20 protein-coding genes are annotated in these 23,111 nt (G+C 41.4%); all 20 read right to left on the minus strand.

Going from position 1 to position 23,111, the window contains the following annotated elements; translation table 11 throughout:
• The 20 genes from yfmH to rbfA all read right to left on the minus strand — a co-directional run bounded on the left by yfmH (nt 1) and on the right by rbfA (nt 23,102).
• Entirely contained in the window at nt 1-1,299 is a 1,299-nt protein-coding gene (gene yfmH / locus QWT69_RS08815; RefSeq protein ID WP_317964856.1) for an EF-P 5-aminopentanol modification-associated protein YfmH, read from the minus strand.
• Between the two features lie 3 nt (nt 1,300-1,302).
• Nucleotides 1,303-2,568: an EF-P 5-aminopentanol modification-associated protein YfmF gene (gene yfmF, locus QWT69_RS08820; RefSeq protein WP_317964858.1), complete on the minus strand. Its 1,266-nt coding sequence runs from the start codon at nt 2,566-2,568 to the stop codon at nt 1,303-1,305.
• A gap of 153 nt (nt 2,569-2,721) precedes the next feature.
• Nucleotides 2,722-3,687 carry an ABC transporter permease gene (locus QWT69_RS08825; RefSeq protein WP_317964860.1) on the minus strand — a complete coding sequence of 322 codons (966 nt, stop codon included), beginning with the start codon at nt 3,685-3,687 and terminating at the stop codon, nt 2,722-2,724.
• Nucleotide 3,688: 1 nt separating this feature from the next.
• Entirely contained in the window at nt 3,689-4,735 is a 1,047-nt protein-coding gene (locus QWT69_RS08830) for an ABC transporter permease (protein WP_317964862.1), read from the minus strand.
• Entirely contained in the window at nt 4,728-6,281 is a 1,554-nt protein-coding gene (locus QWT69_RS08835; RefSeq protein ID WP_317964864.1) for an ABC transporter ATP-binding protein, read from the minus strand. The genes QWT69_RS08830 and QWT69_RS08835 overlap by 8 nt, the downstream gene beginning before the upstream one ends.
• Nucleotides 6,282-6,439: 158 nt before the next feature.
• On the minus strand, nt 6,440-7,507 hold the full coding sequence (locus QWT69_RS08840) for a BMP family lipoprotein (RefSeq protein WP_317964866.1): 1,068 nt from the start codon (nt 7,505-7,507) through the stop codon (nt 6,440-6,442).
• A gap of 163 nt (nt 7,508-7,670) precedes the next feature.
• On the minus strand, nt 7,671-8,399 hold the full coding sequence (locus tag QWT69_RS08845) for a GntR family transcriptional regulator (protein WP_317964868.1): 729 nt from the start codon (nt 8,397-8,399) through the stop codon (nt 7,671-7,673).
• A 159-nt stretch (nt 8,400-8,558) separates the two neighbouring features.
• Nucleotides 8,559-10,910 carry a DNA translocase FtsK gene (locus QWT69_RS08850; RefSeq protein WP_317964870.1) on the minus strand — a complete coding sequence of 784 codons (2,352 nt, stop codon included), beginning with the start codon at nt 10,908-10,910 and terminating at the stop codon, nt 8,559-8,561.
• Nucleotides 10,911-11,013: 103 nt separating this feature from the next.
• Nucleotides 11,014-12,681, minus strand: coding sequence for a ribonuclease J (locus QWT69_RS08855; protein ID WP_317964873.1), 1,668 nt, complete (start codon nt 12,679-12,681; stop codon nt 11,014-11,016).
• A 266-nt stretch (nt 12,682-12,947) separates the two neighbouring features.
• Nucleotides 12,948-13,823 (minus strand): 4-hydroxy-tetrahydrodipicolinate synthase, encoded by an 876-nt coding sequence (dapA, locus tag QWT69_RS08860; protein WP_317964875.1) that lies wholly within the window; start codon nt 13,821-13,823, stop codon nt 12,948-12,950.
• Nucleotides 13,824-13,874: 51 nt separating this feature from the next.
• The gene (locus QWT69_RS08865; RefSeq protein WP_317964877.1) at nt 13,875-14,906 is read right to left on the minus strand and encodes an aspartate-semialdehyde dehydrogenase; all 1,032 of its coding nucleotides are present in this window, start codon (nt 14,904-14,906) and stop codon (nt 13,875-13,877) included.
• A 135-nt stretch (nt 14,907-15,041) separates the two neighbouring features.
• Entirely contained in the window at nt 15,042-15,626 is a 585-nt protein-coding gene (locus tag QWT69_RS08870; protein WP_317964879.1) for a dipicolinate synthase subunit B, read from the minus strand.
• 12 nt (nt 15,627-15,638) lie between these two features.
• Nucleotides 15,639-16,418: a hypothetical protein gene (locus QWT69_RS08875; protein ID WP_317964881.1), complete on the minus strand. Its 780-nt coding sequence runs from the start codon at nt 16,416-16,418 to the stop codon at nt 15,639-15,641.
• The gene (locus QWT69_RS08880; protein WP_317964883.1) at nt 16,405-16,680 is read right to left on the minus strand and encodes a YlmC/YmxH family sporulation protein; all 276 of its coding nucleotides are present in this window, start codon (nt 16,678-16,680) and stop codon (nt 16,405-16,407) included. Before QWT69_RS08880 ends, QWT69_RS08875 begins: the two co-directional genes overlap by 14 nt.
• A gap of 62 nt (nt 16,681-16,742) precedes the next feature.
• Nucleotides 16,743-17,987 carry a M16 family metallopeptidase gene (locus QWT69_RS08885; protein WP_317964885.1) on the minus strand — a complete coding sequence of 415 codons (1,245 nt, stop codon included), beginning with the start codon at nt 17,985-17,987 and terminating at the stop codon, nt 16,743-16,745.
• A 94-nt stretch (nt 17,988-18,081) separates the two neighbouring features.
• Nucleotides 18,082-20,205, minus strand: coding sequence for a polyribonucleotide nucleotidyltransferase (pnp, locus tag QWT69_RS08890; RefSeq protein WP_317964887.1), 2,124 nt, complete (start codon nt 20,203-20,205; stop codon nt 18,082-18,084).
• Between the two features lie 181 nt (nt 20,206-20,386).
• Nucleotides 20,387-20,656: a 30S ribosomal protein S15 gene (gene rpsO, locus QWT69_RS08895; protein ID WP_317964889.1), complete on the minus strand. Its 270-nt coding sequence runs from the start codon at nt 20,654-20,656 to the stop codon at nt 20,387-20,389.
• Nucleotides 20,657-20,813: 157 nt separating this feature from the next.
• Complete coding sequence (locus QWT69_RS08900) at nt 20,814-21,758, minus strand: bifunctional riboflavin kinase/FAD synthetase (RefSeq protein WP_317964891.1); 945 nt, start codon at nt 21,756-21,758, stop codon at nt 20,814-20,816.
• A 10-nt stretch (nt 21,759-21,768) separates the two neighbouring features.
• Nucleotides 21,769-22,680, minus strand: coding sequence for a tRNA pseudouridine(55) synthase TruB (gene truB / locus QWT69_RS08905; RefSeq protein ID WP_317964893.1), 912 nt, complete (start codon nt 22,678-22,680; stop codon nt 21,769-21,771).
• 74 nt (nt 22,681-22,754) lie between these two features.
• Nucleotides 22,755-23,102 (minus strand): 30S ribosome-binding factor RbfA, encoded by a 348-nt coding sequence (gene rbfA, locus QWT69_RS08910; protein ID WP_317964895.1) that lies wholly within the window; start codon nt 23,100-23,102, stop codon nt 22,755-22,757.
• Nucleotides 23,103-23,111 lie beyond the last annotated feature (9 nt).

The raw sequence follows: 23,111 nt of genomic DNA on the forward strand, positions 1-23,111 counted from the left end.
TCAGGCCTTTGTTGTCGGAGGAATGATAGTCATGGCTGTATGACTTTCTTCGTTTATAATTATTGCGAAAGCAGCTTTCAGATCATTCATCGTCATCTTTTCAAGTGAGGGAACGACATCGAATAAATTCATGTTATTAAAATTATATTGAGTGAACTGATTGGAGATAAATTCAATTGAATTCAACGACCGCATGAATTGTCCGATTCTCCGTTTGCGGGACCGGTCCAAGTCTTCCTCCGTAATACTCCAATCCGATTGTTGAGCACGTAATGAGTTGGTTATAGCAGCCTCTAATTCCTTAGGTTTTTCCGTATCAGAGCCAATCATTGCAAAACCGAAACCTTTTTCTAACGTAAAGTCGTAATTATACGTTTCATCAATCAAATGTTCCGCATATGCATTCGTATAGAAATCTGATGTACGACCGAATAAAATATCCATCAAAAGATTGACAGCAAGATCCTGTCGTAGCATTTCTTCCCCTTCGATATCCACATTCGTACACTTAATGCCAAAATTGAATTTCGGCCTTAAAACATCCATTTCCAGAACGACATCTTTTTCACTTGCTTCGAGGGGCTCATCTGGATATTTCCTGACGATTTCTTCAGGTTCTGAAAAATCTTTTCCTGCCTGGTCCTTGCGGATGAATTCCATCATCTCATCGGGATCGACTGCCCCAATGACAAACACAGACATATTGGATGGATGATAGAACGTTTCATAACATTCATATAAATGTTCGGCAGTAATATCTTGAATCGTTTCAACAGTGCCCGCAATATCAATATTAATCGGGAATTCCGAATACAACGATTGAATGGTACCAAAATAATTACGCCAATCCGGATTGTCATCATACATCGTAATTTCCTGTGCAATGATTCCTTTTTCTTTTTCTGTTTTCTCTTTCGTAAAATAAGGTTCTTGCACAAAATCCAATAGAACCTTTGTGCTTTCGTATAAATTCTCTGTGGTAGAAAACAGATAGGATGTTCGTGTAAACGATGTGAATGCATTCGCAGATGCACCAAGCACACCGAACTTTTGGAAAACGTCCCCATCTTCTTTGTCAAACATCTTATGCTCGAGAAAATGCGCAATACCGTCGGGCACAGTTACAAACTCATCTTTTCCTCTTGGAATAAATGTATTGTCGATTGAGCCATATTTTGTAGTGAAAGTAACATATGTCTTTGAAAATCCGCGTTTCGGTAATATATAGACATTAAGCCCATTATCCAGTTTTTCATGGAACAATGTTTCCTGCAAATTATCAAATGTGATTTTCTCCATTGTTTACGCCTCTCTTCCTGATAGCAAATAGATAAGTTCCAATTGGATTGACGAAGCCATTTGCTGGATGTCTTCAATGGATACCGCATTCCATTCGGCAATCAGTTTGCCTGCATTAAAGTCTTCATCTAATTGCTTATATTGGTCAAATAATTCAATTTGACCTCTTGCAGAGTCAAAAGCACTTCGAATGCTATTTGCGAGAAGCGCCACTGTCTGTTCTACTTCCATATCCGTTACATCGCCTTCTTTTATCGCGCTAAGCTGTTCCTGGATCATTTTAACCGCTTTCTCTTCCAGTTGAGCATCAATTCCAGCCATAACGTAAAGGATGCCGTAATTCGCACTGTAAATACTGTTTATCGTATAGGCCATGCTTTCTTTCTCTCTGACATTCATGAATAATTTACTATGCGCAAAACCACCAAGCACTCCATTCATTACTTGCATCTTCGGAAAATCCGGATGAAAAAAGGTGATTGGTGTGTTAAATCCGACTTGTAATTTCCCTTGTTTCATATCCTGCTTTTCAAATACTTGTTGCGATTCTTTCGTTTCTACAGGTGGAAGTTCAAACTGTTTTGTTGAAATAGCACGGTCTGCGAAATTGAACATGGAACGGATCTTCTCTACAAGTTCCTCCTGTTGTATATCTCCAACGACATAGATATCAACAGCATCTTCCGCTAACATCTTTTCGTACGTCTCCATTAGAGATTCTGCCGTGATCTGTTCTACATCCTTCTCAGTACCGTTTGATGAAATGGAAGCGGGATGATCAGGTCTCATCAATTCCAACATACGCTTTTGTGCGTATCTCCCTTTGTCATCATAGACGGAACGAATTCGTTCAATGACAGACCGTTTCTCACGGTTGACAATCGTTTCATCAAATCTCCCATCCTTTACATTGGGACGGAAAAGTACAGTACTAATCATCTTAAGCACTTCATCAAAAACACCGTCAGTCGTTAAATACTCATCATTCACACATTCCATGTTTAATGAAAGGATATGAGAATTCCCACGTTTTCCCGAATCCATATAGAACACAGATCCATAGAGCTCATCCATCGCTTTTCTTAAATCACTCTGTTTTGGATAATCCGCGTTTGAATCTTGCATCACATTAGAAAGGACAGTACGGTTCGCCGCATGTTTCTCGTCCAATTCAGCAGTCCATCTGAAAGACATCGTAATTGTCTTGAATTGCTCTGTTTGACGAATGTATAAGTTTACACCTTTTTTCAATTCAATTTTAGTGAACATGTGGACACCTCTTTTTCCTTATTATACGAATACCTTTCTTCACTATACATTCCACAACTTACACATGGCAAAAAAAACGCATTTTCCCAAGATCTATAAAAATTTAAAAAACCGTTTAAGCTCATCATGCAAGCTTAAACGGTTAATAATGATTTATCTACTGCCTTTAATATAAGGTTCACCATTCGCCTTTGGAGCATTCGCTTTACCAATGAATCCAGCAAGAGCAAGAATGGTCAAAACGTACGGAAGAATGTGGAAGTACACGCTTGGAATTTTTTGAATGAACTCAATATCGATAGATCCTGCACTGATTGCAAGTGTTTGGGCAAAACCAAAGAATAAAGCGGCTGCCATCGCACCAATCGGATGCCATTTCCCGAAGATCATTGCTGCCAAAGCCATGAAACCTTGGCCATTAATCGTCGCATGACCGAAATCACCTGTCATCGTCTGAGAGTAAATCGCTCCTCCAATTCCAGCTAGACCACCTGAAATAATAACAGCTGTGTATCGAATTTTTGTTACACTGATTCCCATCGTATCAGCAGCCATTGGGTGTTCCCCTACTGAACGTAGACGCAGACCAAATGGTGTTTTATAAATGACGAACCAAGCGATAAGTGCTACCGCAATTGCCAAGACGGATGTTCCGTAAACGGATTTAAAGAACATCGGTCCAATTACTGGAATGTCTTGCAGAAACGGTATGTTAATTCTTGGTATCTTCTTTTGGATAAAATCGGTTTGACCTTTTCCATAAATCATTTTGACGGAAAACAATGCGATTGCTATACCAAGCATGTTGATGGCAACACCCGATACTACTTGATCCGCACGGAATGAAACGGATGCCACGGCGTGCATAATTGAGAACAGTGCCGAGACAGCCATTGCGACTAAGAGAGCAATCCAAGGAGTCCAACTGCCAAAGACATCTGCATACGCCAAGTTGAAGACAATTCCGATAAATGCCCCCATAACCATAAGACCTTCTAAACCGATATTGACGACCCCTGAGCGTTCAGAGAAAACGCCGCCGATTGCAGTAAAGATCAGAGGAGCGGCATAAGCGATTGAAGTAGGCACGATGAAATATAAAACTTCTAAAAAGCTCATGTCATTTCGCCTCCTTTTTCTTATTCATCCGTTGCAAGGCGACACGGATAATATAGCCTGAGGCAACAAAGAAAATGATAAGTGCAATAACAATTGATACAATTTCAAGCGGGATATTCGCTGCGTTCGGCATGTTATTCGCACCATATTTCAGCGAGCCAAACAGAGAAGCTCCAAAAATGACGCCAAGCGGAGTGTTTGCACCTAATAACGCAACCGCAATACCATCAAATCCGATACCCGTAAAACCACCGCGGGAAGTCATATTTCCAAAAGTACCTAATGCTTCCATCGCGCCTCCGAGTCCCGCGAAAGCACCCGAAATAACCATGGATAATACGATGTTTTTATTTACATTCATTCCTGCATATTGAGACGCGTTTTCATTGAAACCTACGGATTTCAATTCAAATCCTGTCTTCGTTTTTTCTAGGATGAACCACATAACAATTACCATGGAGAGTGCAACAAATATGCCATAGTGAAGCGTTGAGTAATCCGTTAAATTGGATAGGAAATCGGAACGTAAAGAGGCTGTCGGTTGAATCTTGTCCGTTTTGAAGCCTCCGCCGGATACCGTTTTAATAAGTGCATTTACGACATGCAATGCAATATAGTTCATCATAATTGTTACAATAACTTCATGTACACGGAACTTAGCTTTCAATAGGCCTGGAATTAGGCCCCATAGAGCTCCAGCTACAGCAGCAGCAAGCAATGACAAAGGTAAGTGAATGTACATTGGCATTGTAAACGCTGAACCGACATAAGCAGCTGCAAACCATCCTACTATCAATTGACCTTCTACACCGATGTTGAATAACCCTGTGCGGAATGCAAACGCGACTGCAAGTCCCGCAAGAATGTATGGGCTTATCTGGCGAATTGTCTCACCAATTGCATAAGTGTCGCCAAAAATCCCGTTCCACAATGCAATATATCCTTCGACAGGATTGTATCCGCTAAATAGCATGACAATCGCACCGACAATTAGGCCGAGAATAATTGAAATGATCGGGACCAATAAATTGATAACTCTATTAGACATCTCGACCATCACCTGCTTTCCTATCTTTTACACGAGCATTCTTGTTATGACCTGCCATTAGAAGTCCTAGTTCTTGCTCTGTTGTTTCACCTGGTATAACTGTATCAACAACTTTCCCATCATAAATGACGGCAATTCGATCAGAGACGTTCATGACTTCATCAAGTTCAAATGAGATTAGGAAGACCGCTTTTCCGTTATCACGTTGTTCAATAAGACGCTTATGAATAAATTCAATAGCTCCGACATCTAGCCCACGTGTAGGTAAAGCCGCTATAAGTAAATCAGGGTCACGTGAAACTTCACGTCCAATGATTAGTTTCTGCTGATTTCCGCCTGACAATGCTCTAGCCAATTCGTGTTCACCTTGAGTTCTAACATCATATTCCTCAATTAACTTCTTCGCATATTCGGATACAGTACTATAGTTCATAATTCCATTTTTTGAATAAGGTTCATGGTAATACTCTTGCAAAGCCGCGTTGTGGGCAACAGAGAACTCTAAAACTAATCCATGCTTATGACGATCCTGGGGTATATGACCGAGTCCTGCTTGAGTAATCTGTCTTGGCTTCATGCCCGTAACATCTTTAGAATTGATGGATATACTTCCACTTTTGGGTTTACGCAATCCTGTTATCGCTTCAATCAATTCGGATTGTCCATTTCCATCAATGCCAGCAAGCCCGACGATTTCACCTCGTCGTACGGAAAGATTCAAGCCTTTTACTTTTTCGATGCCACGGTTGTCAGCAACAACAAGATTTTCGACATGCAAAATTTCTTCCTTTGGATAAGATGGGCCTTTTTCTGTTTTGAAAGTTACTTGACGACCTACCATGAGTGTCGCAAGCTCTTCCGGATTCGTTTCAGCTGTAACGACTGTTCCAATGCCCTGTCCTTTACGAATAACTGTCACCCGGTCCGATACATCCATTATTTCCTGCAATTTATGTGTAATAAGAATAATCGACTTGCCTTCCGTAATCAGTTTTTTCATAATCGAAATTAATTCCTGGATTTCCTGCGGTGTTAAAGATGCTGTAGGCTCGTCAAAAATCAGAATGTTAGCGCCACGATAAAGCGTTTTCAAAATTTCTACACGTTGTTGCATTCCGACCGAAATATCTTCAATCTTAGCGTATGGATCAACGTTTAGCCCATAGAGCTTTGAAATCTCAGCTACTTCTTTTGCAGCATCTTTAATATTCACAATCCCCATCTTTTTGGGCTCATTACCTAAGATGATATTTTCTGTGACAGTAAGATTCTCGACAAGCATGAAATGCTGGTGAACCATTCCTATCCCGAGATCATTTGCAACATTGGGATTCGTAATATTGGCTGTTTTTCCATTCACCTTAATTTCGCCTTCTTCGGGTTGGTATAATCCGAATAATATGTTCATCAATGTAGATTTGCCTGCGCCATTTTCACCTAGTAAAGCATGAATTTCGCCTTTTCCAAGTTGAAGAGTAATATTGTCATTTGCGTAGAAATTGCCGAACTTCTTTGTAATATTCAACATCTCGATGACATATTCCAATGGATTCACTTCCTTGCTTAATTAGTAATATAGATTTGGAGTACAAGTGAAATTAACACAATAAAAGGTTTAATTTAAACCTTTTAGTCTATTAACTTTTCAATGACAACAAGTAAACAACAAAGGCCGGAATCAACCGGCCTTTGTCGTTCGATTTATTACTTAGCAAATTCTGGTACTTCGATTTCACCATCAGCAATTTTTTTCTTGTATTCGTCGATTTGATCCAAAACATCTTGTGGAATAGCACCGCGTGAATCAGCAAGAGCTACACCATCGTCTTCAAGACCATAGACTTTTGTTTCGCCACCAGGGAATTTACCTTCTTTAGCAAGGTTTGCAATATCCTGAACAGCATTGTCTACACGCTTCAACATAGATGTCATTGTAATATTCTGATCGCCGACTTTACCTTCTTCATACTGATCGGAGTCAACACCGATTACCCATACATCTGCATTCTTGTCAGCTTCTTTACGTTCTTTCGCTTCTGAGAATACACCATTTCCTGTTCCGCCAGCAGCGTGGAAGATGATATCGACGCCAGAAGAATACATACGGCCTGCGGCAGCTTTACCAAGTTCAGCTTTGTCAAACGAACCTGTGTATTTAACATCAACTTTGATGTCAGGTTTTACCGCATTAACACCAGCTACAAATCCTGCTTCAAAACGTTCGATAACCGGAATCTCCATACCGCCGACAAATCCGATTTTATCAGTCTTTGTCATTAGAGCTGCAGCTACACCAGCAAGGAAAGCACCTTCTTGTTCTTTGAACAGGATGCTCGCAACGTTTGGTTGCTCAACAACGCCATCGATAATCGCATAATTCGTTTCTTTTTGTTGCTCAGCAATTGTCCCAATCGCATCTTCCATCAGGAAGCCGACTCCGAATACTACGTCGAAATCACGACGTGTTAGCGCATTAAGGTTCGAAGTGTAGTCTGATTCGTCTTTTGATTGAAGGTAAGCGTATCCGCCATCCCCTTCAGCCAAATTATTATCTTTACCAAATAGTTTGATTCCTTCCCAAGCCGATTGGTTGAATGACTTGTCGTCAATTCCGCCAACGTCAGTAACCATAGCAATTGAGAAATCTGAATCATTGCCACCTGCTGAAGATGAATTATCTTTTTCTTTGTCTTTGTCCGTACCGCATGCACCAAGTAATGTACCTGCTGCTAAAACCAATGATAATGCAAGACCGTATTTACGTTTGCTCACTGATTGGACCTCCCCTGTTTTTTATTTTGGTATATAAATATGACGTTTACACGTCTTTAAAGGACATTCAAAAAGCATACTGCAAGCTGTCGATGCCGCGTATATTGCAATAAACAATTTTCCGCATGACTCGATAATTGCAGACCGCTTTTCAAAATGTACCTTATACCCGTTTTCGGACTACATGGAAGCTGAATTTATCAGCCCGGAAGTAATTCTTTGAGTAAAGCACCATTTCGCCTTCCTCGCTGTAATGATACTGGATTAGTACAAGTAATGGAATGTCGACTCCACATCTTAAAATTGAAGACGCTTCATCATCATATCCTATAGGCTCAATATTCGCCACAGCTTGCACAATTCTTATTTTACCTGTTTTTTCAATGGAATCGAAAATGGATTCATTTAAGAGAACATCCTGACCCATTTCAAGATTTTTGGATAACACGTGATCGATACAATAAACGACGGGATCACCATCCGCTGTCCTTACTCTTTTAATTGTAACAAGCAAGTCATCTGTATCGCAATTGAATTTCCCAATCATTTCATCGTTAGGGACATTTTCCTGCACTTCCATGAAAATGGTGCTCGGTTCCATCCCTGCATCACTAATCATGGAGGAAACACTGGATAATTGCTCAATACCAGAAGAAAAGACCGGTCGCGAATTGATAAAGGTGCCTACACCGTGTTTACGGATAATCACTTTTTCTTCTTCTAAGAGACGTAATGCTTCCCGAAGAGTCGCTCTGCTGACACCTAAGTTTCGTGCGAGTTCGAATTCGGATGGTAATTTTTCGTTCTCTTTGAAGACGCCCGTTTCAATGTCCTGTTTTAATCGCTCAATCACTTGGACATATAGATGTCTTTGATCTGTCTTCACCACCATATATATCCTCCTCCATACGAGGTCAGACCTCTGATGTGTAACGACTGTTCCAATCTTCCATACTATATCATTTTCATGCGACAAAATAAACATCCAATTTATCAAAAAGCAATACATGTTTGAAATCCATGTGAAAAAGTACCTCTTTTGTCACGAATTTCAAACGTGACTATCGGTTTCACTTTTCGCGACAAGTACTTGTCTGGGCTTGCTACCTTCCGGCGGCCCTACAACGCCACGCAATTCCATCTGATCGACAATCCTTGCGGCTCTGGAATATCCGACCCTAAAACGTCGTTGAAGCATGGAAACCGATGCAGTCTGCATTTCTGTGACAAGCTGAACTGCTTCATCGTATAATTCATCTGTTTCTTCGTAAGCTGGTACTTCTTCTACTTCTGTAGGAATCATTTCTTCCTGATATTGCGCTTTTTGCTGTTCAATGACAAAATCGACAATTGCTTCTACTTCCTGATCTGACACGAATGCACCTTGTATTCGCACAGGCTTCGATGCTCCTGCAGGCAAGAACAGCATGTCACCACGCCCAAGTAGTTTTTCTGCCCCAGAGCCATCCAAGATAGTCCGTGAGTCAATTGCCGAGGACACCGCAAATGCTATACGTGACGGAATGTTTGCTTTGATAATTCCGGTAATGACATCCACACTAGGACGCTGTGTTGCGATAATTAGGTGGATCCCCGCTGCTCGTGCCATTTGCGCAAGCCGGGTGATGGAATCTTCTACATCATTTGAAGCGACCATCATAAGATCTGCAAGTTCATCGACAATTACAACGATATAGGGCATACGTGGATGTTTCTCATCATTCTCCGCATTCCATACTTCAATATGTTCGTTGTAGCCTTCGATATTACGCGTCCCTGTATGCGAAAACAATTCATATCTTCTTTCCATTTCCGATACGACTTTTTTCAAAGCGACAGACGCTTTTCTTGGATCCGTTACAACAGGAGCCAATAGATGGGGAACTCCATTATACACATTTAATTCGACCATCTTCGGATCAATCATCATCATTTTCACTTCATGTGGCTTGGCGCGCATGAGAATACTGATGATGATCCCGTTGATACAAACACTTTTACCACTACCTGTTGAACCTGCGACTAGCACATGGGGCATTTTGTTCAATTCTGTCATCATCGCCTGCCCCGTCACATCTCTCCCGAGTGCAATCATTAATTTAGAATCAGGCCGATTATTTTCCTTCGCCTCAATTACCTCACGCAAACTAACAATTGCGACGGAGCTGTTTGGCACCTCAATTCCCACAGCTGACTTGCCGGGAATCGGCGCTTCAATCCGGATATCGCTAGCAGCGAGCGCAAGCGCGATATCATCGGACAAACTAACAATTCTACTTACTTTCACGCCAGTATCTGGCAACACTTCATATTTCGTCACAGCTGGACCGAGGTGTACCTGAGTTACAGTCGCTTTCACACCAAAGCTCAAAAACGTTCTTTCGAGCTTCTCAGCATTGGCGTGAATGGAATCATATTCCGCAGATTGATCGTTTGAAGGGGTTTCTCTCAACAATGAAGGCGGTGGCAAAATATACGATTCATTCTCTTCTTCTCCTGCTACGGCAGAATATGTGACCACTTCGTCAATTTCCGTCTCGCCATCAGACTTTCTAATTGGTTCAAGCTGATTCTGTTGCACAGCTGTCTGTTCATTCGTTGCAGATTGTTTTTCAATACGTTCATTAAAAGCAGATATAATCGGTTTTGAAATGACTGGATCGATTGTCTGAATATCCGGTTGAACCGTTATATCCGATTCAACGGGTATAGATTTCTTAGAACGCGTCTTTTTAGTTTCCGAATTCTGTGATACTTTTTTGGCTGGCTTTGTCTCTTTCTTTTCAAATAATGACTTAATCGAAGTCTTAAAAGCAGGATAATGTTCAGCGATATACGGGACCAATGCTTTCCCCGTCAAGAGTATAAGTCCGATGACAAGCAATAGTATCCCTGCGACTGTCGCACCTGCTGAATCGAATAATGCGTGGAACAAAGCAAATAGCATAGCACCTGCCAGCCCACCACCTAAAGCGCCGCTTCTTGAAGTGATGCCTTCGTTTGTAATAAGTACTTTCCAAGTTTCTTTAATAGCAGAATTGGACATGAGCACTTTACTTTCATAGAGTTCTTTGAAGAGATAGATATGACTGAATAACAACAAACTTGCAAGGATAAAGAGACTTCCACCGACGATACGGTTCTTCCAACCGATTGTTTTTCTTTTTACCATGAAAAGTAATGCTTGGACAATTAATAAAAAAGGCACAGCACCATGCCAATTACCAAACAGTAATCTAGAAAATGAAGACAGTCCTCGACCGACAATGCCAAACTCAAAAATGATGATGATAGCCAATCCTATCATAGTAATACCTGCCACTTCATAGAGCAGCGGACTGGGTTCATCTTTCTTCTTTTTATTAGCACCGGTCTTTTTACGTTTCTTCGTTTTTTTGGACATTTTTCTCCTCCTTCCGAAAAAAGGATTTCCTGCCGTGCTGACGGCTTGGAAATCCTTTTTGTCTATCCTGATGCCCGTCCGTTGCCGACGGCCTTATTTAATTTTAGTATTCCATGATGATAGGAATAATCATTGGTCTTCTTTTTGTCTGTTGGAACAGGTATGAACTTAACGTATCGCGGATCTCTTGTTTAATGTTTGTCCATTCGAACGTATCTTTATTCACATACTTCTCAACGATTTTTGTAACGAGGTTTCTGGATTCTTCTAATAGCTCTTCTGATTCACGTACATAGACAAATCCACGTGACACGACTTCGGGGCCAGCTGCAATCTTTTTCTGTCTGCGACTGAGCGTCACGACAACCGTAAAAATGCCATCTTGAGACAGGAGTTTTCTATCGCGTAAGACGATATTCCCTACATCCCCAACGCCGATTCCATCTATAAGGACATTCCCAGCTTGTACACGTCCACTCATCCGCATCTTGTCGTTCTTATATTCGACAATATCCCCCTTGTCCGCAATGAAGATCTCGGATTTTTGCAAACCAAGCTGTTGTGCGATTTTCGAGTGGGCAATAAGCATTTTATATTCCCCTTGAATAGGTATAAAATATTTCGGTTTCATCAAATTCAACATTAACTTTAAATCTTCCTGGCTACCATGACTGGATACGTGTACATTGCGTTGGGAAGTAAGTACATGTGCACCCGCTTTTGCCAGTTCATTTGTCATTTGGAACATTTCCACTTCCATACTTGGTGACGGCGTGAATGTGATTAGAACAGTATCTGTTTCTTTGATTTTAATATCCTTATGGTGTTTACGAATAATTTTTTCAAGTGCATCAAGTGGCTCACCTTGATTGCCGGTCACGATAATTACGACCTGCTCGTCACGGTATTTGCCAATGTCCTTCACTGAAATGACCATTTCCTCGTCGATTTGTAAGTAGCCTAAGCGCATTCCGACTTCAAAATAGCTTTCCAGACTTTTACCGACAACTGCTACTTTTTTTCCTGTTTCAAGGGCTCTGTCAAAAACCTGTTGAATTCGAATGAAGTTTGATGCATATAACGCAACAAGCAACCGACCTTCCGCCGCATGGAATGTTTTCGACAATTGTTCTTCGATGACGATTTCAGATGTCGTATAGCCCGGACGCTCCGCTTCGTTGGAATCGGACATAAGGATGAAGACACCTTCTTCGCCCAATGCTGCCATCTTCGCGATATCAGGTCTGTATTTTCCTTTAGCGGACTGATCGAATTTAAATTCACCTGTATGGACAATTGCCCCTTCACTCGTATGGAATACGATTCCAAACGAATCAGGGATACTATGCGTCGTATGGAAAAACGTCACGTATGTGGATTTGAAATTCATGCGACTTTTATTTGATACTTCAAAGAATTTGACACCTGCTGGAGCAGGCATATCTTTCAAATGTTCTTTTGCAAGTGCAAGCGTCAATTTCGAGCCGTATACCGGTGCTTGTACTTTTTGAAGAAGATAAGCAATCGATCCGATTGCATCTTCGTGTCCATGAGTTAGGAAGATGCCTTTCACACGTTCTTTGTTCTCTTCAATATACGTGAGGTCAGGAATGACGATATCAATCCCTAACATTTCACCTTCTGGGAACATTAGTCCTGCATCTACGATGAAAAGCTCCTCATCGATTTCGACGACGTACATCGCTTTCCCTATTTCTCCAACTCCTCCGAGTGGAATGACTTTGATTACTTCGTTTTTTGTTTTCGTCACATTGTTTCCTCCTATATTCTAATTAAAAAGACTGGTGATGGATAATAGACCGTCTATGTATGCTTAAAGTGATGTGCTGGCGTTTTCCGCATACCTATACTCTTTTTTACGGAAAAACCGCCTTCTATGCATACTGTTTTGCATGCATAAGCATATTGATAAATACCCGTCCAGAACGACTATCTTTCATTATACGTGAGAATGCCCTTACTACACAAACAAAAAAAGCCGGAGTATGCATCCGGCTTCAAAACTGTATGGAAAATCTATGCGTTTTTATAGCGATTCCATATTTCATCAAACGGTATAGAGCCTTCTCCGAACTCCGTTAAAGGCATCCGTACACCACCTGTTTCAATCCCAATTTTTGATAGTGCATATTTGATCGGTACCGGATTCGGAGCGGAAAAGATTGCTTGGAACAACGACAGTAGCTTCCGGTGTAATGTGGCTGCCTTTACTGTGTCTCCGCTTTTGTACGCATTAATCATTTCTTTCATTTCCAACCCAACAATGTGTGATGCAACTGAAATGACGCCTTCTCCCCCAATTGACAGGAGAGGCAATGTCAGCGCATCATCCCCGCTGTAAACTTTGAAACTGTCACCTGTTCCGCTAATGATTTTCGACATCTGTTCAAGACTGCCGCTCGCTTCTTTAACGGCACGAATATTTTTAATTTTAGATAGCTCAATTACGGTTTCTGCCTGCATGTTAACCGCTGATCGACCAGGAATATTGTACAGAAGAATCGGCAGTGCTGTTTCAGCGGCAATATGAGAAAAGTGCGCAATCATTCCATTTTGATCGGGACGATTATAATACGGCGTTACGAGCATGATGCCGTCAGCACCAAGGTTCTCAGCACGTTGCGTCAACTTGACTGATTCTGCAGTATTAAAGGTACCGGTTCCTGCAATGACCGGGATTCTTTTTCGAACAATTTCAATGACATTGCTGAACATAGAAAACTTTTCATCATGATTTAAAGTTGGAGATTCCCCCGTCGTGCCACAGACAATAAGGGAATCAGTTCCTGTAGCTATCAAATGTTCCACGAGCTTTTCTGTCAAATCATACTCAATGTTTCCTGTTTTTGAAAAAGGAGTAACCATTGCAGTGCCAATTTGACCAAGTTCCATTCGATCATCCTTTTTTACTCTTTATATGCCTGCTTTCATTAAATACCTTTTTCACTTAATCAGTTCTTCTGCAATTTGCACGGAATTAAGCGCCGCACCTTTCAATAAATTGTCCGCCACAATCCACATATGGAATCCAGATGGATGTGCCGGATCTTTACGGATTCTGCCGACGAATACTTCATCTTTCCCTTCGGCATATAATGGCATCGGATAGGATTGTGAAGACGGATCGTCTTGGACGACGACACCCGTTGTCGTTGCCATCGCTGCGCGGATTGCTTCAACTGTAACATCTTCGCTATCTACTTCGATATAGACCGATTCAGAATGCCCGGTTACAACTGGAAGCCTTACACATGTTGCGGTAACAGCAATTTTATCATCCGAAAATATTTTTTTAGTCTCATTCATCATTTTAAGTTCTTCCAATGTATATCCCGATTCATCAAACAGATCAATTTGTGGAATCGCATTAAAAGCAATTGGATAATGTTTACTGGCAGACGCAGAAGGAAGTATTTCGGCTTCAATGTCAGCACGCTCTTCGAATTGTAGGCTTTGTGTGCCAAGTTCATGAATTGCTTCCGCACCAGCTCCGGAAACCGCCTGATAGGTTGAAACGATAATTCGATTAATACCGAATTTTTCTTTCACCGCATGCAATGCAGTCACCATTTGAATCGTTGAACAATTAGGATTAGCGATAATGCCTTTATGGTTTTTCAGTTCATGGGGATTCACTTCAGGCACGACAAGCGGTATGCCTTCATCCATTCTGAAAGCACTCGTATTATCGATGACTACAGCTCCCCGTTTTACAGCTTCTGAAGCGAACTTTTTTGAAATGGAGCCACCTGCGCTAAAGAACGCAATATCGACACCTTCAAACGACTCGGGAACGGTCTCTTCTACGATATATTTTTGTCCATCTACAACAATCTCAGTACCAGCTGATCTTTTAGAAGCGAGCATTTTAATCGATTTCGCCGGGAACTTACGCGCTACAAGTTTTTCAAGAATTTTGCTTCCTACTGCACCAGTCGCTCCGACAATTGCTACATTCAACTCTTTTTTATCCAATTCTATCTCCCCTTACCCGTTAATAAAGACACTTGTTTATATAAGAGGGAGTCGTTAATTGAAAGCGATCCTTTATATAACAAGAGTGCATTGGAGGAATTATATCATAATTAAAATGGTTCTGCTTTTGTATTTTTAACGGTGAAGAATCAGCAAGGGTTGAAGTTGTCTTTTCTCGAGGGCAGCAGCCGCTGCGGGTACCATCAATGTGAAATCGGAGATTAGAGAATTCGGCTTCTTATACGGATCATCCTGTCCAAAGGGTATGAAAAAAACATTTTTCATGTTCAATAGCTTGATAATATTGCTACCATTCAATCCTAACGCATCATTTGTTGAAATACCGAGCAAGACTGGACTGCCGTTGCGTAATGTTGCTTTTGCGGCCATCAGCACCGGTGAATCCGTTGCTGCGTTCGCAAATTTGCTTATCGAATTGCCAGTCATCGGAGCGATAATCATACAATCAACTGGAGAGGATGGGCCAAAAGGTTCTGCACCGACAATTGTCGAAATTACTTTTTCACCTGTTGCTCCCTCTATTTTTTCAATCCACTCTTCACCTGTGCCGAATCGGGTTGCCGCTGTCAAAACGGAATGCGTGATCACAGGTACAACTGTAGCGCCATTTGACTGCAATTCGTTGATGACCGGCAATATCTGATCGTACGTGCAATGTGATGCGGTTATTCCAAGACCGATCCTTTTTCCTTGCAGCATGTCATTCCCCTTTCATATACTATTCATCCTCAGCAATGCTTTTGCCAACGCGTTAGCCGCATCTTCCGGAAAGTGCTTTCCGGGCAAACCGAGGTGTATTGTATAGTATTCATCAGGGGCATTGTCCTTTAGGCAACCAGGAACAGATGCAAGATCGAATACGCGCAAACCCTTTTGCTCATCGAGTGTCAACCAGCGTGCGGGAATTGTATTAATCAGTGTCCCTTGTAGTTTGAAATCGCCAGATGCAAAAGGAATTGTGGAATAGCCGAGTGCTGTGGCTTCCCCCAATTGTTCAGAAGATCTTGCGATGACCGTGACAGACGCACCAAGTGCCGCAAGCACTTCTGCAGTCATCTTTCCCACTTTGCCGAAGCCGGTCACATAGAACTGCTTGCCAAATACACTTTGTCTTGTCGACTCATAGTATTCAAACAAAAACCCTTCTGCTGTCAATCGTGCATTCTCCCAAACGTATTCCACTTCTTTCATATACGGGCGGATTGAAAATCCTGAGTCTTCATAGGTAGCTATCCAATTTGCTGAGATGACACCTGGATAAATTGTTGTCCCTATAGGAATCCTTTCAGCGGGTATCATGTTTTTCATTTCCAAAATTGGTAAGACGATATGGGCAGGCGACAATTCGTCTAGTAGTGCAGACAGAGTATCAGAATGACTATTGCTGCTATAAAGAGTTGTCTTGTAACCCCAGTTTTTCATAATTTGACTGCATTTCAACAGACGAGGATCTGTTCCAATGAACAACCAATTCCCTTCAATCATCTTCAATATCGAAATCTCCCATACTGTGCGTCTTTCCGAAGAGGATCCGATGTTCACCAACCAATACAATTTCGCTCCACGGTATAAATTCTGCAGCTTCCTGCTCTTTGTTGCGAAACGGCAAGCGACTGAATTTCTTTTTTACTTCAAAACCGATAATCGCTCCTGTTTTCCGATTGAATATCAAATCCGTATCCGCAAGAAAGCCATAACGAACTCCATCTTCCACCTGTATCAGCTCTTTTTGAGCCATTTCAGATAATAGCATGCTCATCCTCCTTGACATGTTCTTACTTATCATATGTCAAGTATTGTTCAAAACTGCCTATTTCAATTAAGGGATTCACTTTCTTGGTCATAAGGACTGATAATCGAAACCGCACGCTCACAACTAAATATTGTCTGTGCCATTTTATTAACATCGTTAATATTGACATTGTCAATTAGTGCCACTACTTCGTCAATCGTTCGATGTTCACCGATGATCAATTCATTGTTTCCGTTACGATGCATGCGAGATTCTGAACTTTCTAAGCCAAGCAGAAAACTCCCCTTCAACTGTTCTTTGGCATTGGTCAATTCCCGGGCCGATACACCTTTGTCAATTAATTCTCCAATGATGCTGTCCATCATCGAAACCATCTCCTCCAGATGTTCGGGGGATGTACCGCCATAAATCACAAAAGAGCCTGTGGAGAGGTATGACGAGTAATAGGAATAGACCGAGTAGGCAAGTCCACGTTCTTCCCTAATTTCCTGGAATAAACGCGATGACATCGTTCCGCCGACTATGCTGTCAAGAAGTATAAGGTCATATAAGTGATCGTCTTTTAGTGGTAATCCCGGATACGCAAGACAAATATGAGCTTGCTCAATTTCTTTTCGTTTAATTGTTGAACCACCATGAAAAACAGGTGCCGATTCTTTTTGCTCAATTTCTATTGGTGATTTTTCGAAAGTACCGAAATGCTTGGCAATCGTATCAATCAGTCGATCATCATAATTGCCCGCGACTGAAATGACAATATTACGAGGTGTGTAATGTTCATCCATATATTTCCGTATCATATCTTTATCAAAACGATTGATTGTTGCTTTCACCCCACCGATTGAACGGCCGATAGGATGTTCAGGATACATCACGGACCATAAGCGCTCATCTACATCATCATCAGGTGTATCTTCAACGGACGCAATTTCATCCAAGATGACCGTTTTCTCTCTTTGCATCTCTTTTTCATCAAATACGGAATGGAAGAACATATCTGCAAGAATCTCCATTGCTTCTTCCGCATGATTATCCAATACGGTCGTTGTATAGCAAGTCAATTCCTTAGATGTATAAGCGTTAATATCACCGCCAATCCGATCGAACTGTTCTGCGATCATCCGCGCAGTTCTCGTTGGTGTTCCTTTAAAAAGCATATGCTCAATGAAATGAGAGAGGCCCCATTCTTCATCCTTTTCAAACGCAGAGCCTGCTTTGACCCAAATACCGATTGCCACAGAGCGGACGTATGGCATCTTTTCATGAATCACTCTGACTCCATTTCCACAACTATATTTACTAATCAATCCATTCTTCCCCCTTTAGTTTGCAAAAGAACAAAAAGCCTCCCTCTTCACTGCTGCAAAGTGGGGGCTTTCCATTTTAGTCTATGCAAATATGTTACGCGTTATTTTCTTTTTCTGCTGCTTCTTTCTCTTCTTTGATAACTATTTTACGGGATAAATTAACGCGGCCTTGGTTGTCAATTTCGATGACTTTAACCATTAGCTCATCATCTAATTTCAAGACATCTTCAACAGCTTTCGTACGTTCTTCCTGAATTTCAGAAATATGAAGTAAGCCATCTTTACCAGGGAATATTTCTACAAATGCACCGAACTTTTCAATCCGTTTCACTTTCCCTAAATAATACTCTCCGACTTTCGCTTCGCGGACGATGTTTTCAATCATCGCTTTCGCTTTTTCGTTCATCGGTGAATCTGGTGATGAAATATAAATCGTTCCATCTTGTTCTGTGTCAATTTTAACGCCAGTCTCTTCAATGATCTTATTAATTACTTTCCCACCAGGCCCAATTACATCACGAATCTTATCGGGATTAATATGGATCATGATGATTTTCGGAGCATACGCAGACAGCTCTTCACTCGGAGTGGAGATTGTTGACAGCATATGGCTAAGAATCTTCATTCTACCGATTTTGGCTTGTGTCAGTGATTCTTCAAGAATTTCACGGGAAAGTCCGTCAATCTTAATATCCATTTGTAAAGCTGTAATTCCTTTTTCAGTTCCAGCAACTTTAAAGTCCATATCGCCTAAGTGGTCTTCTAAACCTTGGATATCTGAAAGGACAGAATAATTTTCGCCTTTTTTCACAAGACCCATAGCAATTCCAGCTACAGGTGCTTTAATAGGAACCCCTGCATTCATCATTGCCATCGTAGATGCACAGATTGACGCCTGGGATGAAGAGCCGTTTGATTCGAGCACTTCTGCCACTAGACGAATTGTATACGGGAAATCTTTTTCATCGGGTAGGATTGCTTCAAGCGCGCGTTCACCAAGTGCCCCGTGACCAATTTCACGGCGGCCTGGACCACGGATTGGACCAGTTTCACCTACACTGAAATTCGGGAAATTATAATGGTGCATGAAACGCTTGGACTCTTCAAGTCCAAGACCATCAATGATTTGTACTTCACCGAGTGCACCTAATGTACATACACTCAAAGCCTGAGTTTGTCCGCGTGTGAACAGCCCTGAACCATGCGTACGGGGTAAAATCCCAACTTCTGATGCTAATGGGCGGATTTCATCCAAACCACGACCATCAGGACGGACTTTTTCATCAGTGATCAGTCGACGGACTTCTTCTTTGACAAGGTGATCCAGAACGCTTTTCACTTGCTTCATTTTATCATCATCAGCTTCTGCTTCTGTGTAGAATTCGAGTATATCATTTTTCACTGCAGTGATTGCTTCTTCACGGGCATGCTTCTCTTCCGTTTGGATAGCATTGATTAAATCTGTTTCACATTTCTCTTTCACTTCATTCAATACATCTTCATCCAATTGGAATAACGTAATTTCCATTTTCTCTTTACCAACTTCGGCAATAATCATTTCTTGGAATTCGATGAGTTTAATGATCTGTTCATGACCAAACATAATCGCTTCTAGAATGATATCTTCAGCGACTTCTTTTGCACCCGCTTCAACCATGTTAATTGCGTCTTTAGTTCCTGCTACTACAAGATCAAGATCACTTTTTTCTAGCTGGTCAGGATTTGGGTTGATGATGAATTCATCATCAATACGGCCGATTTGGACACCAGCGATTGGTCCTTCAAATGGAATATCAGAAATAGACAACGCTAGAGATGATCCAAGCATCGCAGCCATTTCAGATGTGCAGTTCTGGTCAACAGACATGACAAGTGAGATAACTTGTACATCATTACGGAATCCATCCGCAAATAAAGGGCGAATCGGACGGTCAATTAGACGGCTCGTCAAAACAGCTTTTTCTGACGGACGACCTTCTCGTTTAATAAATCCTCCTGGAATTTTACCTACCGCATACATTCTCTCTTCATAGTTCACTGTCAATGGGAAGAAATCAAGCGGTTTTGGCTTTTTGGATGCAGTTGCTGTCGATAATACGGTTGTATCGCCGTAACGTACAAGTACTGCGCCGTTTGCCTGTTTCGCCAGTTGACCCGTTTCAATCGTCAACGGTCTTCCAGCCCACTCAAGTGAATAAACTTTTTTCTGTTCTGTCATTGTGTTTCCCCTCTCTTATTCCAAACTTGTCCAACAATCATACGTTGTATGTATTTAGTAGTAGTGTATCAAAAATGACGTGCTTATGCGAAAAATAGCTTAATTAATTGAAAAGAAAAGATTCCAGTCAATGGACTCAATAAAAAAAAGCGGGCAAGGCCCGCTTTCCGTATCCATCTTATTAACGGCGAAGGCCGAGTTTTGCAATAAGATCTCGATAACGTTGAACATCAGTTTCACGCAAGAACTTTAGAAGTCTTTTACGTGTACCGACCATCTTAAGAAGTCCACGACGTGAGTGGTGATCCTTCTTATGAAGTTGCAAGTGTGTGTTCAAGTTGTTGATCTCTTCAGTAAGGATAGCGATCTGCACGTCGGCAGACCCAGTATCGTTTTCGTGAATTTTGAATTCGTTGATCAATTCATGTTTACGCTCTTGTGTAATAGCCATCCTATTCACCTCCTAATTTCTATAAAATATCCCCGAATCCCTAGCAATCGTTGGTGACTCGATTCGCCAAAGAAAGGTTTGTGCGATTGCACTGATTTATCATATCATGCACATCGGTCATATGCAATAAAGATGCAAAAAGACTTTTATGTAATTCTCAGTCCTTAAACAATAGTTGCCTAGCTATTTCTTTGTCTTCTCCGATTTGCTGAATTAGAGCGTCAACCGAACTGAATTTCACTTCCCCCCGAATGAATGTGATCCAGTCAACCTTCACTTCCACGCCATATATATCGTCGTCAAAATCGATAATATGCACTTCAACAGTCGTCGCCATCGAACTTGAATCATGGAATGTCGGTTTTTTACCTACGCTACAAACACCGCCGTATACCTTTCCAGCAAATTCAATCCGAACGGCATAGACACCAATTGAAGGGATGATTGAATCTTCATTGTAAGAAATATTGGCTGTCGGAAAACCGAGCTGTCTTCCTCTTTTTTCTCCGTGTACAACAATACCTGAAGTACGGAAAGGGCGACCTAATAAAGCAGCGGTTTTTTCCACATCGCCTTCGGACAGTAATTTCCGTATACGAGTTGAAGAGATCTTTTCATCGTAATCTTTAACTTTTTCAATTGTCGTTGTACCATATGAATCTCCAGCAAGTGATTCCATCTGCTCCATCGTCCCAGAGCCTTTTGAGCCGAATGTAAAGTCAAACCCTGCCGTCACATGCTTTACACCGAGCCCTTTGATAAACAGTTCGATAAACTGCTCAGGTGACAATGATGCAAGATCCAAATCGAACTTGACAATGAATAATGTGTCAACACCCATTTCTTTCAGCAGTCTAGTTTTTTCATCATACTGCGTAATATATCCGACTTTATTCTTTCCACTATCGAAAAGATGAGATGGATGTGGATCGAATGTCATGACAGCTGAGTGGATTCCGAGTTCTTTTGCTTTACGAATCGCTTCTCCGATAACTGTCTGATGACCTTTATGCAGCCCATCAAAAAAACCGAGAGCCATCGAAAAGGGTCCTTTGTCATCAATTGATGTTTTTTCTGGGTATGTTAAATGATAGATTTCCATGAATTTCCCCCTAGCTGTTAAATGGAAACATCTTTTCAGGTTTCATTAATCCTTCTTTTGAAGGATGTTTTTTATAGACCGCAACCGCTTTTTCTGAAATTGTAAATACGATATATTCGTGTTCATTAAGTGCGGGATGCTGCTCCAACACTTGACCATTTATTATTTTATCATATAAAGCTTCTTCAATCTCGATAAATTCGAATATAGTAAGCGCATCTTCCAATGGTCTAATATGTGTATGTAGTTGCTCTCGTTCTTTGGATGAAGCAACTTCCTGTAAAGTGAGACAATCCGTCTTCGTAAAGTTTCCAGAAGCAGTTCGCACAAGGCTTGCCATATGAGCAGGATAGCCAAGCAGTTCACCAATTTGGACAGACAGAGTTCGAATATATGTACCTTTTCCGCATCTAACACGGATTGAGAATTCAATTTCTTCCCCTTCGTACAGTTCACGTTCATCCAAAAGTTCTATCTGATGAATCGTTACGGTACGCTTAGGACGTTCCACTTCGATTCCTTTTCGTGCATATTCGTATAGTCTTTTACCATTCACTTTGACAGCAGAATACATAGGCGGAATTTGAATGATGTCACCAGTCAGTTGTTCAAGTGCTACGAGTAGATCTTCGCGCGCAATCGATTTATAGGTTGAATTTTGTTCCACGATTTCGCCGTCAGCATCTTCTGTTTCAGTTGCCGACCCGATTGAAACTGTAGCAATGTACTCTTTTCCGGCATCAGTAATATATTCAGCGACTTTGGTTGCTTGACCAAGGCAAATCGGAAGGACGCCTTCAACACTCGGATCTAGTGTTCCCGTGTGACCGACTCTTTTCATACCTAGTATTTTACGCAACTTAAAGACACAGTCATGGGAGGTCATCCCTTTTTCTTTCCATAACGGCAGGATTCCGTCCATGTTATTCCCTCTTTTCTAAAAATAAAAGGAAGGAAGCCGGAAAGTCCATTTGGACACCGACTTCCTCCAATTCCTTATTCTTCTTCAGTTTTAACTTGGCGAAGTAATGTTTCGATACGGTTGCCGTATGCAACGGAATCATCGAAAGCAAATTCGATTTCCGGTGTTTTACGGAGTCTGATCCGCTGTCCGATTTCTGAGCGGATGAAACCTTTTGCTTTTGAAAGACCAGCTAATGTGGCTTCTTTCTCAGCATCAGTTCCCAGCACAGAAATATATATTGTCGATTGTTGAAGATCGCCGGTCACTTCTACATCAGTAACTGTAACGAATCCGACTCTTGGATCCTTTAGCTTTTGACCGATGATGCTACCAAGCTCTTTCTTCATCTGTTCAGCGACACGGTTCGCACGCATAGACATGGATGGTCA

Origin of the sequence: Sporosarcina oncorhynchi, from assembly GCF_033304615.1 — a bacterium.
In the GTDB taxonomy this organism is placed as follows: Bacteria; Bacillota; Bacilli; order Bacillales_A; family Planococcaceae; genus Sporosarcina; species Sporosarcina oncorhynchi.

Excerpts from the sequence above, each read along its gene's own strand:
- yfmH (WP_317964856.1), bottom strand. The coding sequence starts at position 1,299 with ATGGAGAAAATCACATTTGATAATTTGCAGGAAACATTGTTCCATGAA.
- QWT69_RS08825 (WP_317964860.1), bottom strand. The coding sequence starts at position 3,687 with ATGAGCTTTTTAGAAGTTTTATATTTCATCGTGCCTACTTCAATCGCT.
- QWT69_RS08830 (WP_317964862.1), bottom strand. The coding sequence starts at position 4,735 with ATGTCTAATAGAGTTATCAATTTATTGGTCCCGATCATTTCAATTATT.
- rbfA (WP_317964895.1), bottom strand. The coding sequence starts at position 23,102 with ATGTCTATGCGTGCGAACCGTGTCGCTGAACAGATGAAGAAAGAGCTT.
- QWT69_RS08845 (WP_317964868.1), bottom strand. The coding sequence starts at position 8,399 with ATGGTGGTGAAGACAGATCAAAGACATCTATATGTCCAAGTGATTGAG.
- QWT69_RS08870 (WP_317964879.1), bottom strand. The coding sequence starts at position 15,626 with ATGCTGCAAGGAAAAAGGATCGGTCTTGGAATAACCGCATCACATTGC.
- rpsO (WP_317964889.1), bottom strand. The coding sequence starts at position 20,656 with ATGGCTATTACACAAGAGCGTAAACATGAATTGATCAACGAATTCAAA.
- pnp (WP_317964887.1), bottom strand. The coding sequence starts at position 20,205 with ATGACAGAACAGAAAAAAGTTTATTCACTTGAGTGGGCTGGAAGACCG.
- QWT69_RS08850 (WP_317964870.1), bottom strand. The coding sequence starts at position 10,910 with ATGTCCAAAAAAACGAAGAAACGTAAAAAGACCGGTGCTAATAAAAAG.
- QWT69_RS08900 (WP_317964891.1), bottom strand. The coding sequence starts at position 21,758 with ATGGAAATCTATCATTTAACATACCCAGAAAAAACATCAATTGATGAC.
- truB (WP_317964893.1), bottom strand. The coding sequence starts at position 22,680 with ATGGACGGAATCCTGCCGTTATGGAAAGAAAAAGGGATGACCTCCCAT.
- QWT69_RS08880 (WP_317964883.1), bottom strand. The coding sequence starts at position 16,680 with ATGCTATTATCTGAAATGGCTCAAAAAGAGCTGATACAGGTGGAAGAT.
- yfmF (WP_317964858.1), bottom strand. The coding sequence starts at position 2,568 with ATGTTCACTAAAATTGAATTGAAAAAAGGTGTAAACTTATACATTCGT.
- dapA (WP_317964875.1), bottom strand. The coding sequence starts at position 13,823 with ATGGAACTTGGTCAAATTGGCACTGCAATGGTTACTCCTTTTTCAAAA.